Annotated in this window: 14 protein-coding genes; 13 read left to right on the top strand and 1 reads right to left on the bottom strand. The window is 65.6% G+C overall.

Annotated elements, in window-relative coordinates; translation table 11 throughout:
• Window positions 1–86: 86 nt before the first annotated feature.
• Window positions 87–1,415 (top strand): HslU--HslV peptidase ATPase subunit, encoded by a 1,329-nt coding sequence (gene hslU, locus PG887_RS06150; protein ID WP_010676031.1) that lies wholly within the window; start codon window positions 87–89, stop codon window positions 1,413–1,415.
• A gap of 88 nt (window positions 1,416–1,503) precedes the next feature.
• Here the strand turns inward: hslU and PG887_RS06145 are convergent, their stop codons facing one another.
• Window positions 1,504–2,694, bottom strand: coding sequence for an MFS transporter (locus PG887_RS06145; RefSeq protein ID WP_270821346.1), 1,191 nt, complete (start codon window positions 2,692–2,694; stop codon window positions 1,504–1,506).
• A 169-nt stretch (window positions 2,695–2,863) separates the two neighbouring features.
• Here PG887_RS06145 and PG887_RS06140 point away from each other — a divergent pair, with 169 nt between their 5' ends.
• The 12 genes from PG887_RS06140 (at window position 2,864) to rraA (ending at window position 17,521) form a co-directional block, all read left to right on the top strand.
• Window positions 2,864–3,784, top strand: coding sequence for a LysR family transcriptional regulator (locus tag PG887_RS06140; RefSeq protein ID WP_270821345.1), 921 nt, complete (start codon window positions 2,864–2,866; stop codon window positions 3,782–3,784).
• Between the two features lie 272 nt (window positions 3,785–4,056).
• Window positions 4,057–4,698 carry a TetR/AcrR family transcriptional regulator gene (locus PG887_RS06135; RefSeq protein WP_270821344.1) on the top strand — a complete coding sequence of 214 codons (642 nt, stop codon included), beginning with the start codon at window positions 4,057–4,059 and terminating at the stop codon, window positions 4,696–4,698.
• An 85-nt stretch (window positions 4,699–4,783) separates the two neighbouring features.
• A complete protein-coding gene (gene hlyD, locus PG887_RS06130; RefSeq protein WP_270821343.1) occupies window positions 4,784–5,752 on the top strand; it encodes a secretion protein HlyD in 969 nt (322 codons plus the stop codon).
• Entirely contained in the window at window positions 5,749–7,518 is a 1,770-nt protein-coding gene (locus tag PG887_RS06125) for an ATP-binding cassette domain-containing protein (RefSeq protein ID WP_270821342.1), read from the top strand. Before hlyD ends, PG887_RS06125 begins: the two co-directional genes overlap by 4 nt.
• A complete protein-coding gene (locus PG887_RS06120) occupies window positions 7,515–8,624 on the top strand; it encodes an ABC transporter permease (RefSeq protein ID WP_103243899.1) in 1,110 nt (369 codons plus the stop codon). The genes PG887_RS06125 and PG887_RS06120 overlap by 4 nt, the downstream gene beginning before the upstream one ends.
• 3 nt (window positions 8,625–8,627) lie before the next feature.
• Window positions 8,628–9,716 (top strand): ABC transporter permease, encoded by a 1,089-nt coding sequence (locus PG887_RS06115; protein ID WP_161470389.1) that lies wholly within the window; start codon window positions 8,628–8,630, stop codon window positions 9,714–9,716.
• A 296-nt stretch (window positions 9,717–10,012) separates the two neighbouring features.
• Complete coding sequence (nirB, locus tag PG887_RS06110; RefSeq protein WP_270821341.1) at window positions 10,013–12,559, top strand: nitrite reductase large subunit NirB; 2,547 nt, start codon at window positions 10,013–10,015, stop codon at window positions 12,557–12,559.
• Complete coding sequence (gene nirD / locus PG887_RS06105) at window positions 12,559–12,876, top strand: nitrite reductase small subunit NirD (protein WP_042016469.1); 318 nt, start codon at window positions 12,559–12,561, stop codon at window positions 12,874–12,876. Before nirB ends, nirD begins: the two co-directional genes overlap by 1 nt.
• Window positions 12,877–13,092: 216 nt before the next feature.
• On the top strand, window positions 13,093–13,905 hold the full coding sequence (gene nirC, locus PG887_RS06100) for a nitrite transporter NirC (RefSeq protein ID WP_103857775.1): 813 nt from the start codon (window positions 13,093–13,095) through the stop codon (window positions 13,903–13,905).
• Window positions 13,906–13,917: 12 nt separating this feature from the next.
• Window positions 13,918–15,324 carry a siroheme synthase CysG gene (gene cysG, locus PG887_RS06095; protein WP_104454954.1) on the top strand — a complete coding sequence of 469 codons (1,407 nt, stop codon included), beginning with the start codon at window positions 13,918–13,920 and terminating at the stop codon, window positions 15,322–15,324.
• Window positions 15,325–15,456: 132 nt separating this feature from the next.
• Window positions 15,457–16,881: a magnesium transporter gene (gene mgtE / locus PG887_RS06090; protein ID WP_010676044.1), complete on the top strand. Its 1,425-nt coding sequence runs from the start codon at window positions 15,457–15,459 to the stop codon at window positions 16,879–16,881.
• Window positions 16,882–17,035: 154 nt separating this feature from the next.
• Window positions 17,036–17,521 (top strand): ribonuclease E activity regulator RraA, encoded by a 486-nt coding sequence (rraA, locus tag PG887_RS06085; RefSeq protein WP_010676045.1) that lies wholly within the window; start codon window positions 17,036–17,038, stop codon window positions 17,519–17,521.
• Window positions 17,522–17,685: the final 164 nt, after the last annotated feature.

The following is a 17,685-nucleotide window of genomic DNA, read 5'->3' as shown; positions in this document are numbered from 1 at the left end:
GAAATAGGGCCGCCAAATAAGGCTGCCAGCCAAACCCCATTTTCCAAGGGGTGGGCCCTGCCCGCCCCGGATACAGGAACGCCATCATGTCCGAGATGACCCCGAGAGAAATCGTCCACGAGCTGGACAGACACATCATTGGTCAGGCCGACGCCAAGCGCGCGGTCGCCGTCGCCCTGCGCAACCGCTGGCGCCGGATGCAGCTCTCCGAGGAGATGCGCCACGAGGTGACCCCGAAGAACATTCTGATGATCGGCCCGACCGGCGTCGGCAAGACCGAGATCGCCCGTCGCCTGGCCAAGCTGGCCAACGCCCCCTTCATCAAGGTGGAAGCGACCAAGTTCACCGAAGTGGGCTATGTGGGCAAGGAAGTGGACAGCATCATCCGCGATCTGACCGATGTCGCCATCAAGCTGGTGCGCGAGACCGAGATGGAGAAGATGAAATACCGCGCCGAGGAAGCCGCAGAAGAGCGCATCCTCGACGCCCTGCTGCCCAACCCGCGCAACAGCTGGGGCGAGGAAGAGAAAGCCGACAACTCCAACACCCGCCAGATCTTCCGCAAGAAACTGCGGGAAGGTCAGCTGGATGACAAGGAGATCGAGCTGGATCTGGCCGCCTCCCCCATGGGTGTCGAAATCATGACCCCGCCGGGCATGGAAGAGATGGCCAACCAGCTGCAGGGGCTGTTCCAGAACCTGGGCCAGAACCAGAAGAAGAAGCGCAAGATCAAGGTCAAGGAGGCCATGAAGGCGCTGATCGAAGAGGAAGCGGCCCGCCTGGTCAACCCGGAAGAGCTGAAGCAGAAGGCCATCGCCTCCGTCGAGAACAATGGCATCGTCTTCCTCGACGAGATCGACAAGATCTGCAAGCGCGGCGAGAGCTCGGGCCCGGATGTCTCCCGTGAAGGGGTTCAGCGCGACCTGCTGCCGCTGGTCGAGGGCTGCACCGTCAACACCAAGCACGGCATGGTCAAGACCGATCACATCCTGTTTGTCGCCTCCGGTGCCTTCCAGATCGCCAAGCCGTCCGACCTCATCCCCGAGCTGCAGGGCCGTCTGCCGATCCGGGTCGAGCTGACCGCCCTGACCACCGAAGACTTCGAGCGCATCCTGACCGAGCCGAACGCCTCCCTGACCGATCAGTACAAGGCGCTGATGGCCACCGAAGGGGTCAACATCGAGTTCACCCAGGATGGCATCCGCCGTCTGGCCGAAGCGGCCTGGCAGGTCAACGAGCGCACCGAGAACATCGGCGCCCGTCGTCTGCACACCGTGATGGAGCGGCTGATGGAAGACATCTCCTACGACGCCTCCGAGAAATCCGGCGAGACCTTCGTCATCAACACCGACTACGTCAACGCCCACCTCGGCAAGCTGATTGAAGACGAGGATCTGAGCCGCTTCATTCTGTAACAGGTTGATCGATAACGAGGAGCTGAGCGGTTTACTATCCTGCCCAATTCCATAGCAAGACGCCTCCCCTGTGGAGGCGTCTTCGTTTTCAGCGTTCTCCCGACTCGCAGCCGTCCCGGGCCACATCACCCTGCACGGCACGCTCCTCCCTTCCCGCCAGCCAGAGCGCACTCATCAGCAGCAAGGCCGTCAGTGCGAAGGTGACCCGGGTGGCAAACGCCAGCTCGTCCGCCGTCGCGAGGGCGAGATCGGGCCGCCCCGCCAGGGCGGCGAACAGGCCCCCCAGCCCCGCCGCCCCCGTCAGCTGGCCCAGGTTGCGCGACAGGGTCAGCAGCCCGGCCACGGCGCCACGGCTCGCCCCCTCCGCCTCCCCCACCACGGCGCTGTTGTTGGCGGTCTGGAACAGGGCATAACCGGCGGTGAGCAGCAGGATGGGCAGCAGGTAGCCGAGGGGCCCGAGCGCCCTGTCCAGCAGGGCCAGCAAGACGGCGGCCACCACCATGAGTCCCAGGCCGAGGCGCACCACAGGGGTCGCCCCCACCCTGTCCACCAGCCAGCCGGCGGGCATGCCGGACAGCGCCGCCAGCAGCGGGCCCATGGAGATCATCAGCCCCACCGTCCCCATGTCGAGGGCAAAGGCGCCGTGCAGGTAGAAAGGACCGATCAGCAGCGTCGCCACCATGACGCTGGCCACCAGCGCACTGGCGATGATCCCGCCTCTTTGCCTGGGCGCCCCCAGCAACGCCAGGGGGAGCAGCAGCAGGAAGGGAGCCTGCCAGCCAAATCCGCCGATCAACAGGCCGCCAAAGGAGGGGCCGAGCGCCGTGCCGCAGGCCGACAGGGTGCCGAGCAATCCCATGCTCCAGCCCCGTCGGGCTGGCGGCACCAGCTCTCCTGCCATGGCCAGCGAGAGCACCAGCATGCAGGCCGCACCCGCTCCTTGCAGGGTGCGAGCGGCAATGAGCCAGCCAATGGAAGGGGCCAGGGCGCACAGCAGGGAAGCCAGCGCAAAGACCCCGGTCCCCCAGAGCAGCACGCGACGCCGCCCCAGACGATCGCCAAGCCGGCCCGCCACCACCGTCAGACTGGTGATCCCAAGCAGGTAGGCCACCAGCACCCATTGCAGGCTGGCGAAGGGCACGCCGAAGTCCTGCCCCAGGGCAGGCAGCACCAGGTTGGCCATGCTGCCCGCCAGCATGGGCAGCAGGGTGGCGAGCCCGAGCCCCGCGAGACCAAGACGGCGCGTCACGGGAGGGGAAACAAGAAGTGGTGTGGACATGGCAGTCTCTCCGGCAAGTGATGATGCACCCAGGCTAGCGGGGGGGGATGACAAGGCGGAAGACGCATGGATTGCAGCTTATAGTTGCATCAGACGCCATATGAAGAGACGGCAGATCGCGTATCATGAAGGGGTCGGCCCGTCAGGCGCCGCCTGCGAGGAGACGACCATGACCCCGGATTTCAACCTGCTGATCACCCTGGATGCCCTGCTGGAAGAGGGCAGTGTGGCGGGCGCCGCCAGACGGCTAGGCCTGAGTGCTTCCGCCATGAGCCGGGCCCTGGCAAGGCTGCGTGAAACCACGGGGGATCCGCTGCTGGTGCGGGCGGGACGCGGCCTGATCCCCACCCCCCGGGCGCAGATCCTGCGGGATGAGGTTGCCCGCCTGGTTCAGGAGACCCGGGCCGTGCTGCGCCCCCAGCAGGAAGTAGACCCGGCGAGCCTGGAGCGCACCTTCCGCCTGCGATCCAGTGACGGCTTCGTGGAGGCGGTGGGCCCCGCCCTGCTGGCGCGCCTCGCCGTCGAGGCCCCCGGGGTGCGGCTCCACTTTCTGGCCAAACCCGACAAGGAGAGCGGCCCCCTGCGCCGTGGCGAGCTGGACTTCGAGACCGGAGTCATCGGCACCACCACGGCCCCTGAGCTGCGCACCCAGGCCCTGTTCCAGGACCACTTCGTCGCCGTGGTGCACCCGGACCACCCCCTCTGCGACGGCACCCTGACCGTGGCGCGCTATGCCGCCGCGCGCCACGTGCTGGTCTCCCGCCGGAGCCAGCCTCACAGCCCCATCGACGAGATCCTCGCAGGCCAGGGGAAGAGACGCACCATCACCACCCTGGTCCCCGGGTTTGCGACGGCGCTGGCCCTGGTCAGGGAGAGCAATCTGGTGGCGACGGTGCCGCACCTGCACTGCGCCAGCCTGCTCGGCGATCTGGTCACCCTGCCCCTGCCCTTCGCTCTGCCAGGGATCCGGGTCGCCCTGCTCTGGCACCCCAGTCAGGATGCCGATCCGGGCCACCGCTGGCTGCGCGCCCTGATACGGGACACCTGCGCCCGGCCCCCCTATCACGCCGGGGCCACCGACACCCCCTGATCCGGGTCAGGCAGCTCCCGGCTCCATCACAGGCCCCTTGTGGCCCGGGCGCCCGCACCCGGGACCTGAAGCGCCTGTCACCACCCCGTCACACCGACATGCCTGTGGCTTGGGCACAAGTGGTGGATCCTTCCCCCTGCCGGACGGGGATCACGGCCCCTCAGAGCGGGGCGGATCACATTGCGGGCAAAAAGATCCTGCTGCCCGCTTCCGCATTTTTTATGCGGTCGTATAATTGCGTACAAAATGCATACACAAGGAGCGCCAGCCAGATGCACCCCACCCGTCAGAAACTGCTCGATACCGGCCTCGCCATCGCCACCGAGAAAGGGCTGCGCGGCCTGACGGTGCGCGAGCTGGCGGCGGCGGCAGAGGTGAACCTCGGCTCCTTCGTCTACCACTTCGGCAACCGCGACGCCTTTATCGACGAGCTGGTCGAGCTCTGGTACGCCCCCCTCTATGACGAGCTCAAGGCGGTGGCAGCCAAAGGCTCCTACTCCTCTGCCATCGCCATGTTCGAGGCGACCATGGAGGCGCTGATCGGGCTGGTGGCGCGCCAGCGCGGCTTCATCAACCACCTGTTTGGCGATGCCTTGGCGGGTGAAGGGGCGGCCCAGCGCTTTCTGCTCAGCCTGCCGCGCCGCCATCCCCTGCTGCTGATCGAACAGGTACGGATGGCACAGGCGGAAGGGTCGCTGGTCGCCGGTCACCCGCTCCAGCTGATGATCTTCATCATGGGGTCGGTCGGTCTGCCGCTGGTCATCGCAGGCAGCGGTCGTCAGCTCGGCTGGCTGCCCGAACAGGCCGCCCCCTTTCTCAGCCAGATAGACAACCCCGAGGCCGCCAGACAGCGGCTGGTATGGGCCCTGCGCGGCCTGCGCCCCACCGACATGAAAGAAGGAGAAGCGGTATGAAGCAACGCATTGCAATCGTGGCCCTGCTGCTGACCGTTATCGGTGGCTACCTCTGGTGGCAGAGCCATCCTCAAGGAGAAGCAGCATGAAACAACGCATTGCAATCGTGGCCCTGCTGCTAACCGTTATCGGTGGCTACCTCTGGTGGCAGGGGCGCCCGGCCGACGGCTCCATCCTCTACGGCAACGTCGATATTCGCGACGTCAATCTGGCCTTTCGGGTCGGTGGCCGCGTCGATCAGGTGCTGGTAGACGAGGGGGATAGGGTAAAAACCGGTCAACTGCTGGCCCGCCTCGATCCGGTTCCCCTCACCCACAGCCGCGACAGCGCCCGCGCCAATCTGGCGGCGCTCACTGCTGCCAACGCCTTGATCCACAAAGGCTATCGCAGCGAAGAGACCGACCGGGCCCGGGCCGCACTGGCCGCCGCCGAAGCCGCCGCGCTGGAGGCCGACCAGCAGTGGCGCCGCCAGAGCGCATTGGCCGCCACCGGCGCTATCTCCCGCGGTCAGCTCGATACTGCCCGCTCCCAGCGGGATCAGACCCAGGCGCAGGTGCGCTCGGCCCGCGAACAGCTCGCCCAGCTCGAAACCGGCTACCGCCCGGAAGAGATTGCCCAGTCCGATGCCCAGCTGGAAGGGGCCAAAGCGGCGCTCGCCAGTGCCGAGCTGGCGCTGGCGGATGCCAGCCTGACCGCCCCCAGCGACGGCATCATCATCAGCCGCGCCATCGAGAACGGCAGCATGGTGCAGAGCGGAGCGACCGCCTTCAACCTCTCCCTGACCGCGCCGGTCTGGGTGCGCGCCTATGTGGAGGAGCCCTGGCTCGGCCACTTCCCGAGCGGCGCCAAGGTGACCCTCACCACCGACTCGCGGCCGGATCAGCCCTATCACGGAGTAGTGGGATTTGTCTCGCCCACCGCCGAGTTCACTCCGAAATCGGTGGAAACGCCGGATCTTCGCACCCACCTCGTCTACCGGCTGCGCATCGTGGTACAGGATCCCGACCCGGCCCTGCGCCAAGGGATGCCGGTCACCGTCAGGCTGGCCCCATGAGCTGCGCCATCTCCCTCGAGGGGCTCACCAAACGCTTTGGCGATCGGGTCGCCCTCAACGCCATCTCGGCCACCATTCCGACCGGTGGCATCACCGGGCTGGTCGGCCCCGACGGCGCGGGCAAGAGCACTTTGCTGCGCCTGCTGGCCGGTCTGCTGATCCCGGAAGCAGGCACCATCCGGGTGCTGGGGCTGGACCCGGTGAGCGAGGGGGATCTGCTGCGTCAGCGCCTCGGCTACATGCCCCAGCAGTTCGGCCTCTACGAGGATCTCAGCGTGCTGGAGAACCTCACCCTCTACGCTGACTTGCGCGGCGTACTGGAGCCCGAACGCACGCCCACCTTCGCGCGGCTGCTCGCTTTCACCGATCTCGCCCGCTTCACCGCAAGGCCGGCGGGCAAGCTCTCTGGCGGGATGAAGCAGAAACTCGGGCTGGCCTGCGCGCTGCTCGGCACCCCGGATGTGCTGCTGCTCGACGAACCCGGGGTCGGGGTCGATCCCATCTCCCGCCGCGCCCTCTGGCAGATGGTGCGCGAGCTGGCAAAAGGGGGGATGACGGTGCTCTGGAGTACCGCCTATCTCGATGAGGCGGAGCTGTGCGACCACGTGCTGCTGATGGCGGATGGCGAGGTGCGCACCAGCGGCACCCCGGCCGATCTGATGGGAGCCATGGCCAGCCGCTGCTGGCTGCTGGAGGCGGGGCAACTGGATGGCCGCGAGCGGCGCGCCCTGCTGCGCCGGGCACTGGCTCACCCGGCGGTGATGGATGGCGCGGTGGCGGGGGAGCGGGTTCGCCTGCTGCTGCACCCGGGCATGACGCCCCCGCCGCTGGCGGAGCTGCATCTTGCCAACGGCGCCTTTCAACCGGCCCAGCCCCGGCTGGAGGATGCCTTTATCGACCTGCTCGGCGGCGGCCCCGGCGGGGAGTCGAGTCTGGCGGCGGGGATGCGGGAAGCGGAACTGCCGCAGGGGGTCTCCCCCGAGGCGGTGATCGAGGCGCGCCACCTCACCAAGCGCTTCGGCGATTTTGCCGCCACCGATGATGTCAGCTTTGCGGTGCGCCGCGGCGAGATCTTCGGCCTGCTCGGCCCCAACGGGGCGGGCAAGTCCACCACCTTCAAGATGGAGTGCGGCCTGCTGCGCCCGAGCGAGGGGCAGGCGCTGGTGACCGGCATCGATCTGGCCCACAGCCCCTCGGCAGCGCGCCAGCGCCTCGGCTACATGGCGCAGAAGTTCTCCCTCTACAAGCAGCTCACCGTGGCCCAGAACCTCTCCTTCTTCGCCGGTATCTACGGCTTGTTCGGCCGCTACCAGCAGACGCGGATCGATGCCATGGTGACTGCCTTTGCCCTCGCCCCCTGGCTCGATCAGAAGGCGGAATCCCTGCCGCTCGGCCTGCGCCAGCGCTTATCGCTGGCCTGCGCCCTGCTGCACGAGCCGCCGCTGCTGTTCCTCGACGAGCCCACCTCCGGGGTCGATCCGGTGACCCGGCGCGAGTTCTGGTCGCACATCAACGCGCTGGCCGACCACGGCGTCACCGTGCTGGTCACCACCCACTTTATGGATGAGGCGGAGTATTGCGACCGCATTGCCCTCATCTATCGCGGCAAGCTGCTGGCCCTCGGCACCCCGGACGATCTCAAGGGGCTGGCCGCCAAAGAGGCGGCGACCTCTTTGCCAACCGGCTCCTTGCCGACCTGTTCTTTGCCAACAATGGAAGAGGCCTTTATCACCCTGGTCGAGCGGGCCAGCGAGGAGGAAGCATGAGCATCAACCGTCGGCGACTGCTGGCCCTCTGCCGCAAGGAGACGCTGCAAATCGTCCGTGACCCGAGCAGCATCCTCATCGCCTTCATCATGCCGGTGGTACTGCTGGTGGTAATGGGTTACGCCATCAATCTGGATGTGGACCATCTGCGCCTCGGCATCTGGCGCACCGACAGCGGCGCCCCGGCGGTGCGGCTGGAGCAGGCCCTGCGCGGCTCTACCGCGCTGGAGATCCACAGCGGCCCGAGCAAGGAGTCCCTGCTCGCCACTCTGGCCCGTGGCGAGATCCGCGGCCTGCTGGTAATCGACGACGGCTTCTCCCGCGCGCTGGCCGGTCAGGGTAATGGCACGCCACAGGCGCTGCTGCTGACCGACGGCTCCGAGCCCAACACCGCCAACTTCGTCACCAACTATGTGCAGGGGATCTGGCAGGGGTGGCTCGCGGGCGAAGGGGTCGCCATGCCCGTGTCGATAGAGAGCCGCGCCTGGTTCAACCCGGCGCTGGTGAGCCGCAACTTTCTGGTGCCGGGCTCCATTGCGGTGGTAATGACCATCATTGGGGCCCTGCTCACCTCGCTGGTGGTGGCGCGGGAGTGGGAGCGCGGCACCATGGAGGCGCTGCTCGCCACCCCGGTCACCAAGGGGGAGCTGCTGCTCTCCAAGCTGCTGCCCTACTATGGCCTTGGCATCATCGCCATGCTGCTCTGCCTGCTCTTCTCGGTGGCGGTGATGGCGGTGCCGTGGCGCGGCTCCCTGCTGCTGCTCTTTCTGGTCACCAGCGTCTTTCTCGGCAGCGCCCTCGGGCTCGGGCTGTTCCTCTCTACCGTGATGCGCAGCCAGTTCAATGCCGCGCAGGCGGCGCTGATCGCCGCCTTTTTGCCCGCCGTGATGCTGTCGGGCTTCGTGTTCGAGATCGCCAGCATGCCGCCTTGGCTTCGGGCCATCACCCACCTCATTCCGGCCCGCTACTTCGCGAGCTCCCTGCAGACCCTCTATCAGGCGGGCAGCGTCTTCTCGATCCTGCTGGTCAACGGTTTCTGTCTGCTGCTGCTGGCGGGTTTCTGGCTAGCCCTGACCGCCCGCAAGACGCGGCGCACCCTGGAGTAACCCATGCTGATCCGACTCTGGTGGCTGATCCGAAAAGAGCTGCAGGCCCTGATGGGCAATACTCAGGGGCGCTTTCTGCTCATCATGCCGGTGCTGCTGCAAACCGCCCTCTTCCCGTTCGCCGCCACTCTGGAGGTGACCGGCAACACGCTGGCCATCTACAACCAGGATGGCGGTGCCCAGAGCCGCGAGCTGCTGGAGCGCCTCACCCATATGCCCGCCTTCACCACCATCATCCCGGTGCAAGGCGAGGCGGGCATGACCGCGGCCATCACCGGGCAACAGGCACTGCTCGGGCTGATTATTCCGGGGGATTTTTCGCGCCGATTGGCGCGGGGCGAACCGGCCAAGGTGCAGCTGATTATCGATGGCCGCCGCTCCAACGGTGGTCAGGTGGCGGCGGGCTACATCAGTCAGGTGATCGCCCGCTGGCAAAGTGAGGGCAAGGGGCAACCCGAGCTGGCGGTACGTAACCTCTACAACCCCAACGTCGAGTTCCACTGGCATATCCTGCCGGCGCTGGTGGCCATCATCACCACCACCGGCTGTCTGATTGTCACCGCCCTCTCGGTGGCGCGGGAGCGGGAAGAGGGCACCTTTGATCAGCTGCTGGTCTCGCCCCTCACCGCGGGCTGGATCATGGCGGGCAAGGCGGTGCCCGGCATCATGGTGGCGGTGGGGCAAGGATGCATAGTCGCGCTGGCCGCCCGTTTTGTCTTTCACCTCCCCTTTGCCGGCAGCCTCAGCCTGCTGATGGCGGGCATGGTCTGCTACGGGCTGGCACTGGCCGGGATCGGGCTCTTCATCTCCTCGTTCTGCTCGACCCAGCAGCAGGCCTTTCTCGGGGTCTTCTCCTTCACCGTCCCGGCGGTGATCCTCTCGGGCTACATCTCGCCGGTGGAGAACATGCCGCAGGTGTTCCAGTGGCTGGCAGCCATCGACCCCCTCACCCACTTCATCGTGCTGCTCAAGGGGGTCTTCCTCAAGGGGTTCGACTGGTCGGCCGCCTGGCCCCTGCTCTGGCCGCTGCTCGCCATCGCCGGCGTCACCCTGTCGCTGGCGCTCGCCATGTTCCGCCGCCATATCGCCTGACGTGCCGCCTTGATCAGCTGATGCCGGTCTCGCCCAGTGCGAGACCGGCCTTTTTCCGACATAAGTTTTCACTCCCCGGCAGTTGGTAAACCGGGCTTACCCTCCACCATCCCTCACCCCGAGCTAACGCAGAAATCATTAACTGGTATACCTATTTTTGTATAGTACTGAATTTTCTCGAATTACCCCTAAGGAGATATATAAATAGACACTTGATTTGCATCAATCGCCCACCTCTGCCGACTGGGTAGCCTAGCCCCAGAATGATGTTTTATTACTCCAAACTTGAGGCAACTATGAGCAAAGTCAGACTGGTCGTTGTGGGCAACGGCATGGTGGGGCACCGCTTCATCGAAGAGCTGATCGAGCGGGCCGATCCGGGCCGCTACGAGATCACCGTCTTCGGTGCAGAACCCCGTCCCGCCTACGATCGCGTCCATCTCTCCTCCTACTTCACCCATCACACCAGCGAAGATCTCTCCCTCGTCAAACCCGGCTTCTACGACAAGCACGGCATCCGCCTGCTGCTCGGCGAAGCGGTGAAAAAAATCGACAGGGCCAACCGCGAAGTGCATTCCAACAAGGGCACAGTGGTCGAGTACGACAAGCTGGTGCTGGCCACCGGCTCCTACCCCTGGGTGCCGCCCATTGCGGGCAGTCAGCACCACGAGTGCTTCGTCTATCGCACCATCGAGGATCTGAAAGCCATCCGCAGCGCCGCCAAGAGCGGCAAGAGCGGGGTGGTGATCGGGGGCGGTCTGCTTGGCCTCGAAGCCGCCGGCGCCCTCAAGGCGCTGGGTCTCGAGACCCATGTGGTGGAGTTTGCTCCGGTACTGATGGCCGAGCAGCTCGACGGTCAGGGCGGCCAGCTGCTGCGCCGCAAGATTGAATCCATGGGCGTGCAGGTACACACCAGCAAGAGCACCAGCGAGATCCTGATGCATGGCGGCGAGCAGGCGAAACACCGCCTCGCCTTCGCCGACGGCAGCCAGCTGGAAGTGGACGTGGTGGTCTTCTCCACCGGCATCCGCCCGCAAGACACCCTCGGTCGCTACGGCGATCTCGCCATCGCCGAGCGCGGCGGCATCGTCATCGACGATCACTGCCTCACCTCCGATTCCGACATCTATGCCATCGGCGAGTGCGCCGCCTGGCAGGGTCGCTTCTTCGGCCTGGTGGCACCGGGCTACAAGATGGCCCAGATCACCGTCGACCACCTGCAGGGCGGCGACAGCCGCTTCGAAGGGGCGGACATGAGCGCCAAGCTCAAGCTGCTCGGCGTCTCCGTCGGCTCCATCGGCGATGCCCACGGCCGCACCCCGGGCAGCCACAGCTATGTGTTCCAGGACGACCAGGCCGGCGTCTACAAGAAGATAGTGGTGAGCGAAGACAACAGCCGATTGCTCGGCGCCGTGCTGGTGGGTGACGTGGAGGATTACGGCAACCTGCTGCAGATGATGCTCAACGCTCTGCCCCTGCCGAGCCACCCGGACACCCTGATCCTGCCCGCCTACGCCGGTGCCAAGCCGACCCTGGGGGTGGATGCCCTGCCGGAAAGCGCCCAGATCTGCTCCTGCTTCGACGTCTCCAAGGGCGACATCGCCAAGGCGGTGGCCGAGGGCCACACCACCCTGGCAGCCATCAAGCAGCAGACCAAGGCCGGTACCGGCTGCGGCGGCTGCGTGCCGCTCATCAGTAAGGTGCTCAACGCCGAACTGGTGAAACAGGGCATCGAGGTCAACAACCACCTCTGCGCCCACTTCCCCCACTCCCGTCAGGAGCTGTTCCACCTGGTCAAGGTGGAGGGGATCAAGAGCTTCGACGAGCTGCTGGCCAAACATGGCCAGGGCCATGGCTGCGAGGTGTGCAAACCGACGGTCGGCTCCATCCTCGCCTCCTGCTGGAACGACTACGTGTTGAGCCCGCTTAACACACCTCTGCAGGACACCAACGACATCTTCCTCGGCAACATGCAAAAGGACGGGACCTACTCCGTCATCCCGCGCATGGCCGGTGGCGAGGTGACCCCGGAAGGGCTGCTGGCGGTGGCCGAAGTGGCCCGCGACTACAAGCTCTACACCAAGATCACCGGCGCCCAGCGCATCGGCCTGTTCGGGGCCCAGAAGGATGATCTGCCCGCCATCTGGCGCAAGCTGCTGGCAGCGGGCTTCGAGACCGGTCAGGCCTACGCCAAGGCGCTGCGCATGGCCAAGACCTGCGTCGGCAGCACCTGGTGCCGCTTCGGCGTGCAGGACAGCGTCGGCCTCGGGGTCTTCCTCGAGAACCGCTACAAGGGCATTCGTACCCCCCACAAGATGAAGTTCGGCGTCTCCGGCTGCACCCGTGAATGTGCGGAAGCACAGGGCAAGGATGTCGGCATCATCGCCACCGACGCGGGCTGGAACCTCTATGTAGGCGGCAACGGCGGCATGAAACCGCGCCACGCCGATCTGCTGGCGTCTGACCTCGACCGCGAGACCCTGATCAAGCTGATCGACCGCTTTATGATGTTTTACGTCACCAGCGCCGACAAACTGCAGCGCACCTCGGTCTGGCTCGGCAACCTGGAAGGGGGCGTCGACTATCTGCGCGAGGTGATCGTCGATGACAAGCTGGGGCTGGCCGAGACGCTAGAGCGCGATATCCAGACCCTCATCGACAGCTACGAGTGCGAATGGTCGCGCACCCTCAACGAAGAGGAAGCGCTCAAGCGTTTCAGCCACTTCATCAACAGCGACAAGCGCGATCCGGACGTCCAGTTCGTCGCCGAGCGCGACCAGCACAGACCCGCCACTCCGGCCGAGCGCATCCCCGTCTACCAGATCGAGGTGGAAACCAAATGATGAAACTTGCCTGCCAACTCAACGACATCCTGCCGGGAACCGGTGTCTGCGCACTCATTGAGGGTCGCCAGATTGCCCTGTTCCGCCCGAGCGCGGCCGCCGAGGTGTTCGCCATCGACAACCGGGATCCCTTCTTCGCCGCCAACGTGCTGTCGCGGGGCCTGATCTGCGAACACGACGGCGATCTCTGGGTCGCCAGCCCGCTCAAGAAGCAGCGCTTTCGCCTGAGCGATGGCCACTGTTTCGACAACCCCGCCATGTCGGTGCAGAGCTATCCCGTTGAAGTACGCGACCAGCAGGTCTGGGTCGCCGTCTGATGTCGACAACCCCCAGATCTATGTAGGTACGGGGATACCCCGTTGAAGTGCGCGACCAGCAGGTCTGGGTCGCCGTCTAACACCAGACCCCACCCCGGCCCTCCCCTTCACAGGGGAGGGAGCAAAAAGCCCCTCCCCCTTGACAAGGGGGAGGCAGGGAGGGGGTTAAAAAACAGTCAGGGCTGCCCGCGGGCGGCCCTCTTGAAGGAAACAAAGATGTATACCGAAACCATCAACAAGTGCGCCACCAACGCGGCCCGCATCAACCGCTTCGAGCGCAGCGACAAGCTCGGCTTCTGGCTCAGCTCCGCCATGGCGGGGGCCTATGTGGGCCTCGGCATCATCCTCATCTTCACCCTCGGCAATCTGGTGGATCCCGCCATCCGGCCGCTGGTGATGGGGGCCACCTTCGGCATCGCCCTGACGCTGGTGATCATCGCCGGCTCCGAGCTGTTCACCGGCCACACCATGTTCCTCACCTTCGGGGTGAAGACGGGCAAGATCACCATGGCCGACCTGCTGCGCATCCTGCCGCAGACCTGGGTGGGCAACCTGATTGGCTCCATCGTGGTGGCGCTCATCTACTCCTACGGCGGCAGCCTGCTGCCGGATGCGGGCAGTCTGGCGCACAAGGTGGCGCTGGCCAAAACCCAGGCCCCGGCGCTGACCCTGTTTATGAAGGGGATCCTCTGCAACTGGCTGGTCTGCCTCGCCATCTGGATGGCGCTGCGCACCGAGGGTGCCGCCAAGTTCATCGCCATCTGGTGGTGCCTGCTCGCCTTCATCGCCTCCGGCTACGAGCACTCGGTCGCCAACATGACCCTGTTTGCCCTCTCCTGGTTCGGTGCCCACTCCGAGGCCTACACCCTGGGCGGCATCGGCCACAACCTGCTGTGGGTAACCCTGGGCAACACCGTCTCCGGCGCCCTCTTCATGGGCCTCGGCTACTGGTATGCCACCCCCAAGGCCGAGCGCCCGGTCGCGCTGAGCGAGACCACCACCACTGCCAGCCAGACCCAAACCGCCTGATCAGGAGGCCCCATGGACTACTTGCCCATCTTTTGCCGACTCGACAACAAACCCGTGCTGCTGGTCGGCGGCGGCGAGGTAGCAGAGCGCAAGGCGCGCCTGCTGCTGGATGCCGGAGCCCAGCTCACCGTGGTCGCGCCCGATCTCGACCCCGAGCTGGCGGAACTGGCTGCCAACGGGACCATCGAGTGGCTGGCCGGTGAATTTGCGCCGCAGCAACTGGCGGGCAAGTGGCTGGTGGTAGCCGCTACAGATCGGCGCGAGGTGAATGCGCTGGTCTACCAGAGCGCCAATCAGGCGCGGATCTTTGCCAACGTGGTGGATGACCCGAAACGCTCCAGCTTCATCATGCCGTCGATCATCGACCGCTCGCCGCTGATGGTGGCCATCTCCTCCGGCGGCAAGGCCCCGGTGCTGGCCCGACTGCTGCGGGAGAAACTCGAAGCCCTGCTGCCCCAGCATCTGGGTGCCGTCGCGGCCTTCGCCGGCAGCCTGCGGGAGCGGGTCAAGACGCGCTTCGCCAGCATGGGCGAGCGGCGCCGCTTCTGGGAACGGCTGCTCGGGGCGGATCGGCTCGGTCAGGCGCTGGCTCGGGGGGATAGCGCCTCTGCCCACCAGCTGGCCGACAATCTGTTTGCCGACGAAAGCCAGAGCGCTGGCGAGGTGGTGCTGGTCGGTGCCGGCCCTGGCGATCCGGGTCTGCTCACCCTGCACGCCCTGCGCCAGATGCAGCAGGCGGACGTGGTGGTCTATGACCGGCTGGTCTCCGACGAGGTGATGGCGCTGGTGCGCCGCGACGCCAAACGCATCTTCGTCGGCAAGCAGGCGGGCAACCACTGCGTGCCGCAGGAGGGGATCAACCAGCTGTTGCTGGAGGAGGCGAAGAAGGGACAGCGGGTGGTGCGGCTGAAGGGGGGCGACCCCTTTATCTTCGGCCGTGGCGGCGAGGAGCTGGAGACACTGGTCGGCACTGGCATCGGCTTTCAGGTGGTGCCGGGGATCACGGCGGCCAGCGGCTGCGCCGCCTACGCCGGCATTCCGCTGACCCACCGCGACCACGCCCAGAGCGTGCGCTTCGTCACCGCCCACGGCAAGGGGGGTGCCCGGGATCTCGACTGGCCGCTGCTGGCCAAAGATCGGCAAACGCTGGTCTTCTACATGGGGCTCTCATCCTGCACCACCATCCGTGAACAGCTGCTGGCCCACGGCAAGGCAGGCGACACCCCGGTGGCGCTGATCGAGCGCGGCACCCAGCCCTGCCAGCGGGTCATTCGCGGCACCCTTGATGAGCTGCCCGAGCTGGCGGTAGGGGTCGAGAGTCCGGCGCTGATCATGGTGGGCTCGGTGGTGACCCTGGCCGACCAGCTTGCCTGGTTCGGGCAAGGAGGCGCCACAGACGTGGCCCTGGCCTCGGCCTGATCGCTGCATCCATTCCAACGCCACCCTCGGGTGGCGTTTCTTTTTCTGCATTTACTATCATAACCTCTTGTTTTGAGTCTGGTATCCTATGGGGACTGTCCGCCGGATCACCGAATTCAGGAATTCTGCTTAATGTCCCTCCCCCCCAAGAACAGCGCCAAACAGCGTGAACACGACAGAGCCCGCATCCTCACGCTGCTGCTGGCCGATGACGCCCTCACCGAGAGCCTGCTCGACCCGCAAGGGGAGCAGGACGCAGCGCTTCGGGATCAGACCAGCGAGCTGACCCGGCTGGTCAACAGCCTGCCCGCCGCCGATATCGCCGATGCGCTGGAGTCCCTGCCGCCGGACGAGCGCCACGTGCTGTGGCAGCAAGTGGATGCAGACAAGCACGGCCAGATCCTGGTGGAAGCGTCGGAGACGGTGTGGGACAGCCTCATCAGCGGCATGAGCGACAAAGAGCTGCTGCACGCCCTGAGCACCCTCGACATCGACGATCAGATCTACCTGGGCCAGCACCTGCCCCGCAACCTGATGGGGCGGCTGCTCACCTCCATGGCGCCGGTGGACAGGGACAAGGTGCGGGAGGTGATCCGCTACGGCAAGCACACGGTCGGCGCCATGATGGACTTCGAGCTCATCACGGTGCGGCCCGACGTGACCCTGGCCACCGTCCAGCGCTATCTGCGCCTACGCGGCCAGATCCCCGAGAACACCGACAAGCTGTTCGTCACCGATCGGCGCAACCGGCTGCAGGGGGAGCTGCCCCTCACCGCCGTGCTGCTGCACAAGCCCGAAACCCTGGTGAGCGACGCGATGGAGAAGGATCCGGTCACCTTCGATCCGGAAGACAACGACGAGGCCGCCGCCCGCACCTTCGAGCGGGACGACCTGGTCTCCGCCGCCGTGGTGGATGCCAGGGGCAAGCTGATGGGACGGCTCACCGTCGCCGAGGTGGTGGACCTGGTCTATGAGGAGAGCGACACCGACCTGCGCCGCATGGGGGGGATCAGTGAAGAGGAGGACGTGTTCGCCCCCGTCTCCAAGGCGGTCAAGACCCGCTGGGCCTGGCTCGCCATCAATCTCTGCACCGCCTTCGTGGCATCGCGGGTGATCGGCCTGTTCGAGCACACCATCTCCCAGCTGGTGGCTCTGGCGGCGCTGATGCCCATCGTCGCGGGGATCGGCGGCAACACCGGCAACCAGACCATCACCATGATAGTGCGGGCGCTGGCGCTGCAGCATATCCAGACCGGCAACGTCTCCTTCCTGCTGTGGCGCGAGCTGGGGGTGGCCCTGATCAACGGCCTGGTGTGGGGCGGCATCATGGGCATCGCCACCTTCCTGCTCTATCAGGATGCGGCGCTGGGAGGCGTGATGACGCTCGCCATGATCCTCAACCTGCTGGTGGCGGCCCTGATGGGGGTCATCATCCCCATGACCATGAGCCGGCTGGGGCGCGACCCGGCGGTGGGGGCCAGCGTGATGATCACCGCCATCACCGACACCGGCGGCTTCTTCATCTTCCTGGGGCTGGCGACCCTGTTCCTGCTCTAGGGCCCGAGGCTGACCGTCTGCGGCTCCTGCCATGACGCGGGGCCGCTTTCGCGCAAAAACGGCATTTCCCGCCACTGGGCAAGGAATAGTCGTTGAAATGCCAACCCCACTCCTTATACTGGATCCACCTGTTTCCAGCGGTGGATCTGACACAATGGAATACAACACTTCAGAACTGTGCGACATCTATCAGGACATGGTGGATGTGCTCGAACCCATGCTCTGCTCCTTCGGCGGCCGCGCCTCTTTCGGCGGCGTCATCACCACAGTCAAATGCTTCGAATCGAACGGTCTTATCCGTGAACTGGTCAAGGAGAACGGCGTTGGTCGCGTGCTGTTGATCGACGGTGGCGGCTCCATGCGTCGTGCCCTGATCGACAGCGAGATCGCCACCACGGCGGCGGAAAATGAGTGGGAAGGGATCGTCTGCTACGGTTGCGTCCGTGAGGTCGATATCCTGGAAGATCTCGACATCGGCATTCAGGCCCTGGCGGCCATTCCGGTGGGCGCCGACAGCAAGGATATCGGGGAAACCGATCTGCCGGTCAACTTCGGCGGCGTCACCTTCCTGCCGGATGACCACCTCTATGCCGATACCACTGGGGTGATCCTCTCCCCCGATGCCCTCGACATCGAGTAAACAGCGCTGAGTGAAAATGGGAGCCCTGGCTCCCATTTTTTATGCCCGCTGATGGCGGAAAAGACGCAAAAAAAGAGGGCCAGTAAACTACTGGCCCCTTAACTGGAAGCAATGTGAGCAATGTCGTGCCTTCACAAGAAGTCCATCACGTTGGAACAAATGAA

Origin of the sequence: Aeromonas sp. QDB14, from assembly GCF_027707845.1 — a bacterium.
Lineage (GTDB): Bacteria > Pseudomonadota > Gammaproteobacteria > Enterobacterales > Aeromonadaceae > Aeromonas > Aeromonas caviae.
This window is presented reverse-complemented; position numbering and strand designations above follow the sequence as displayed.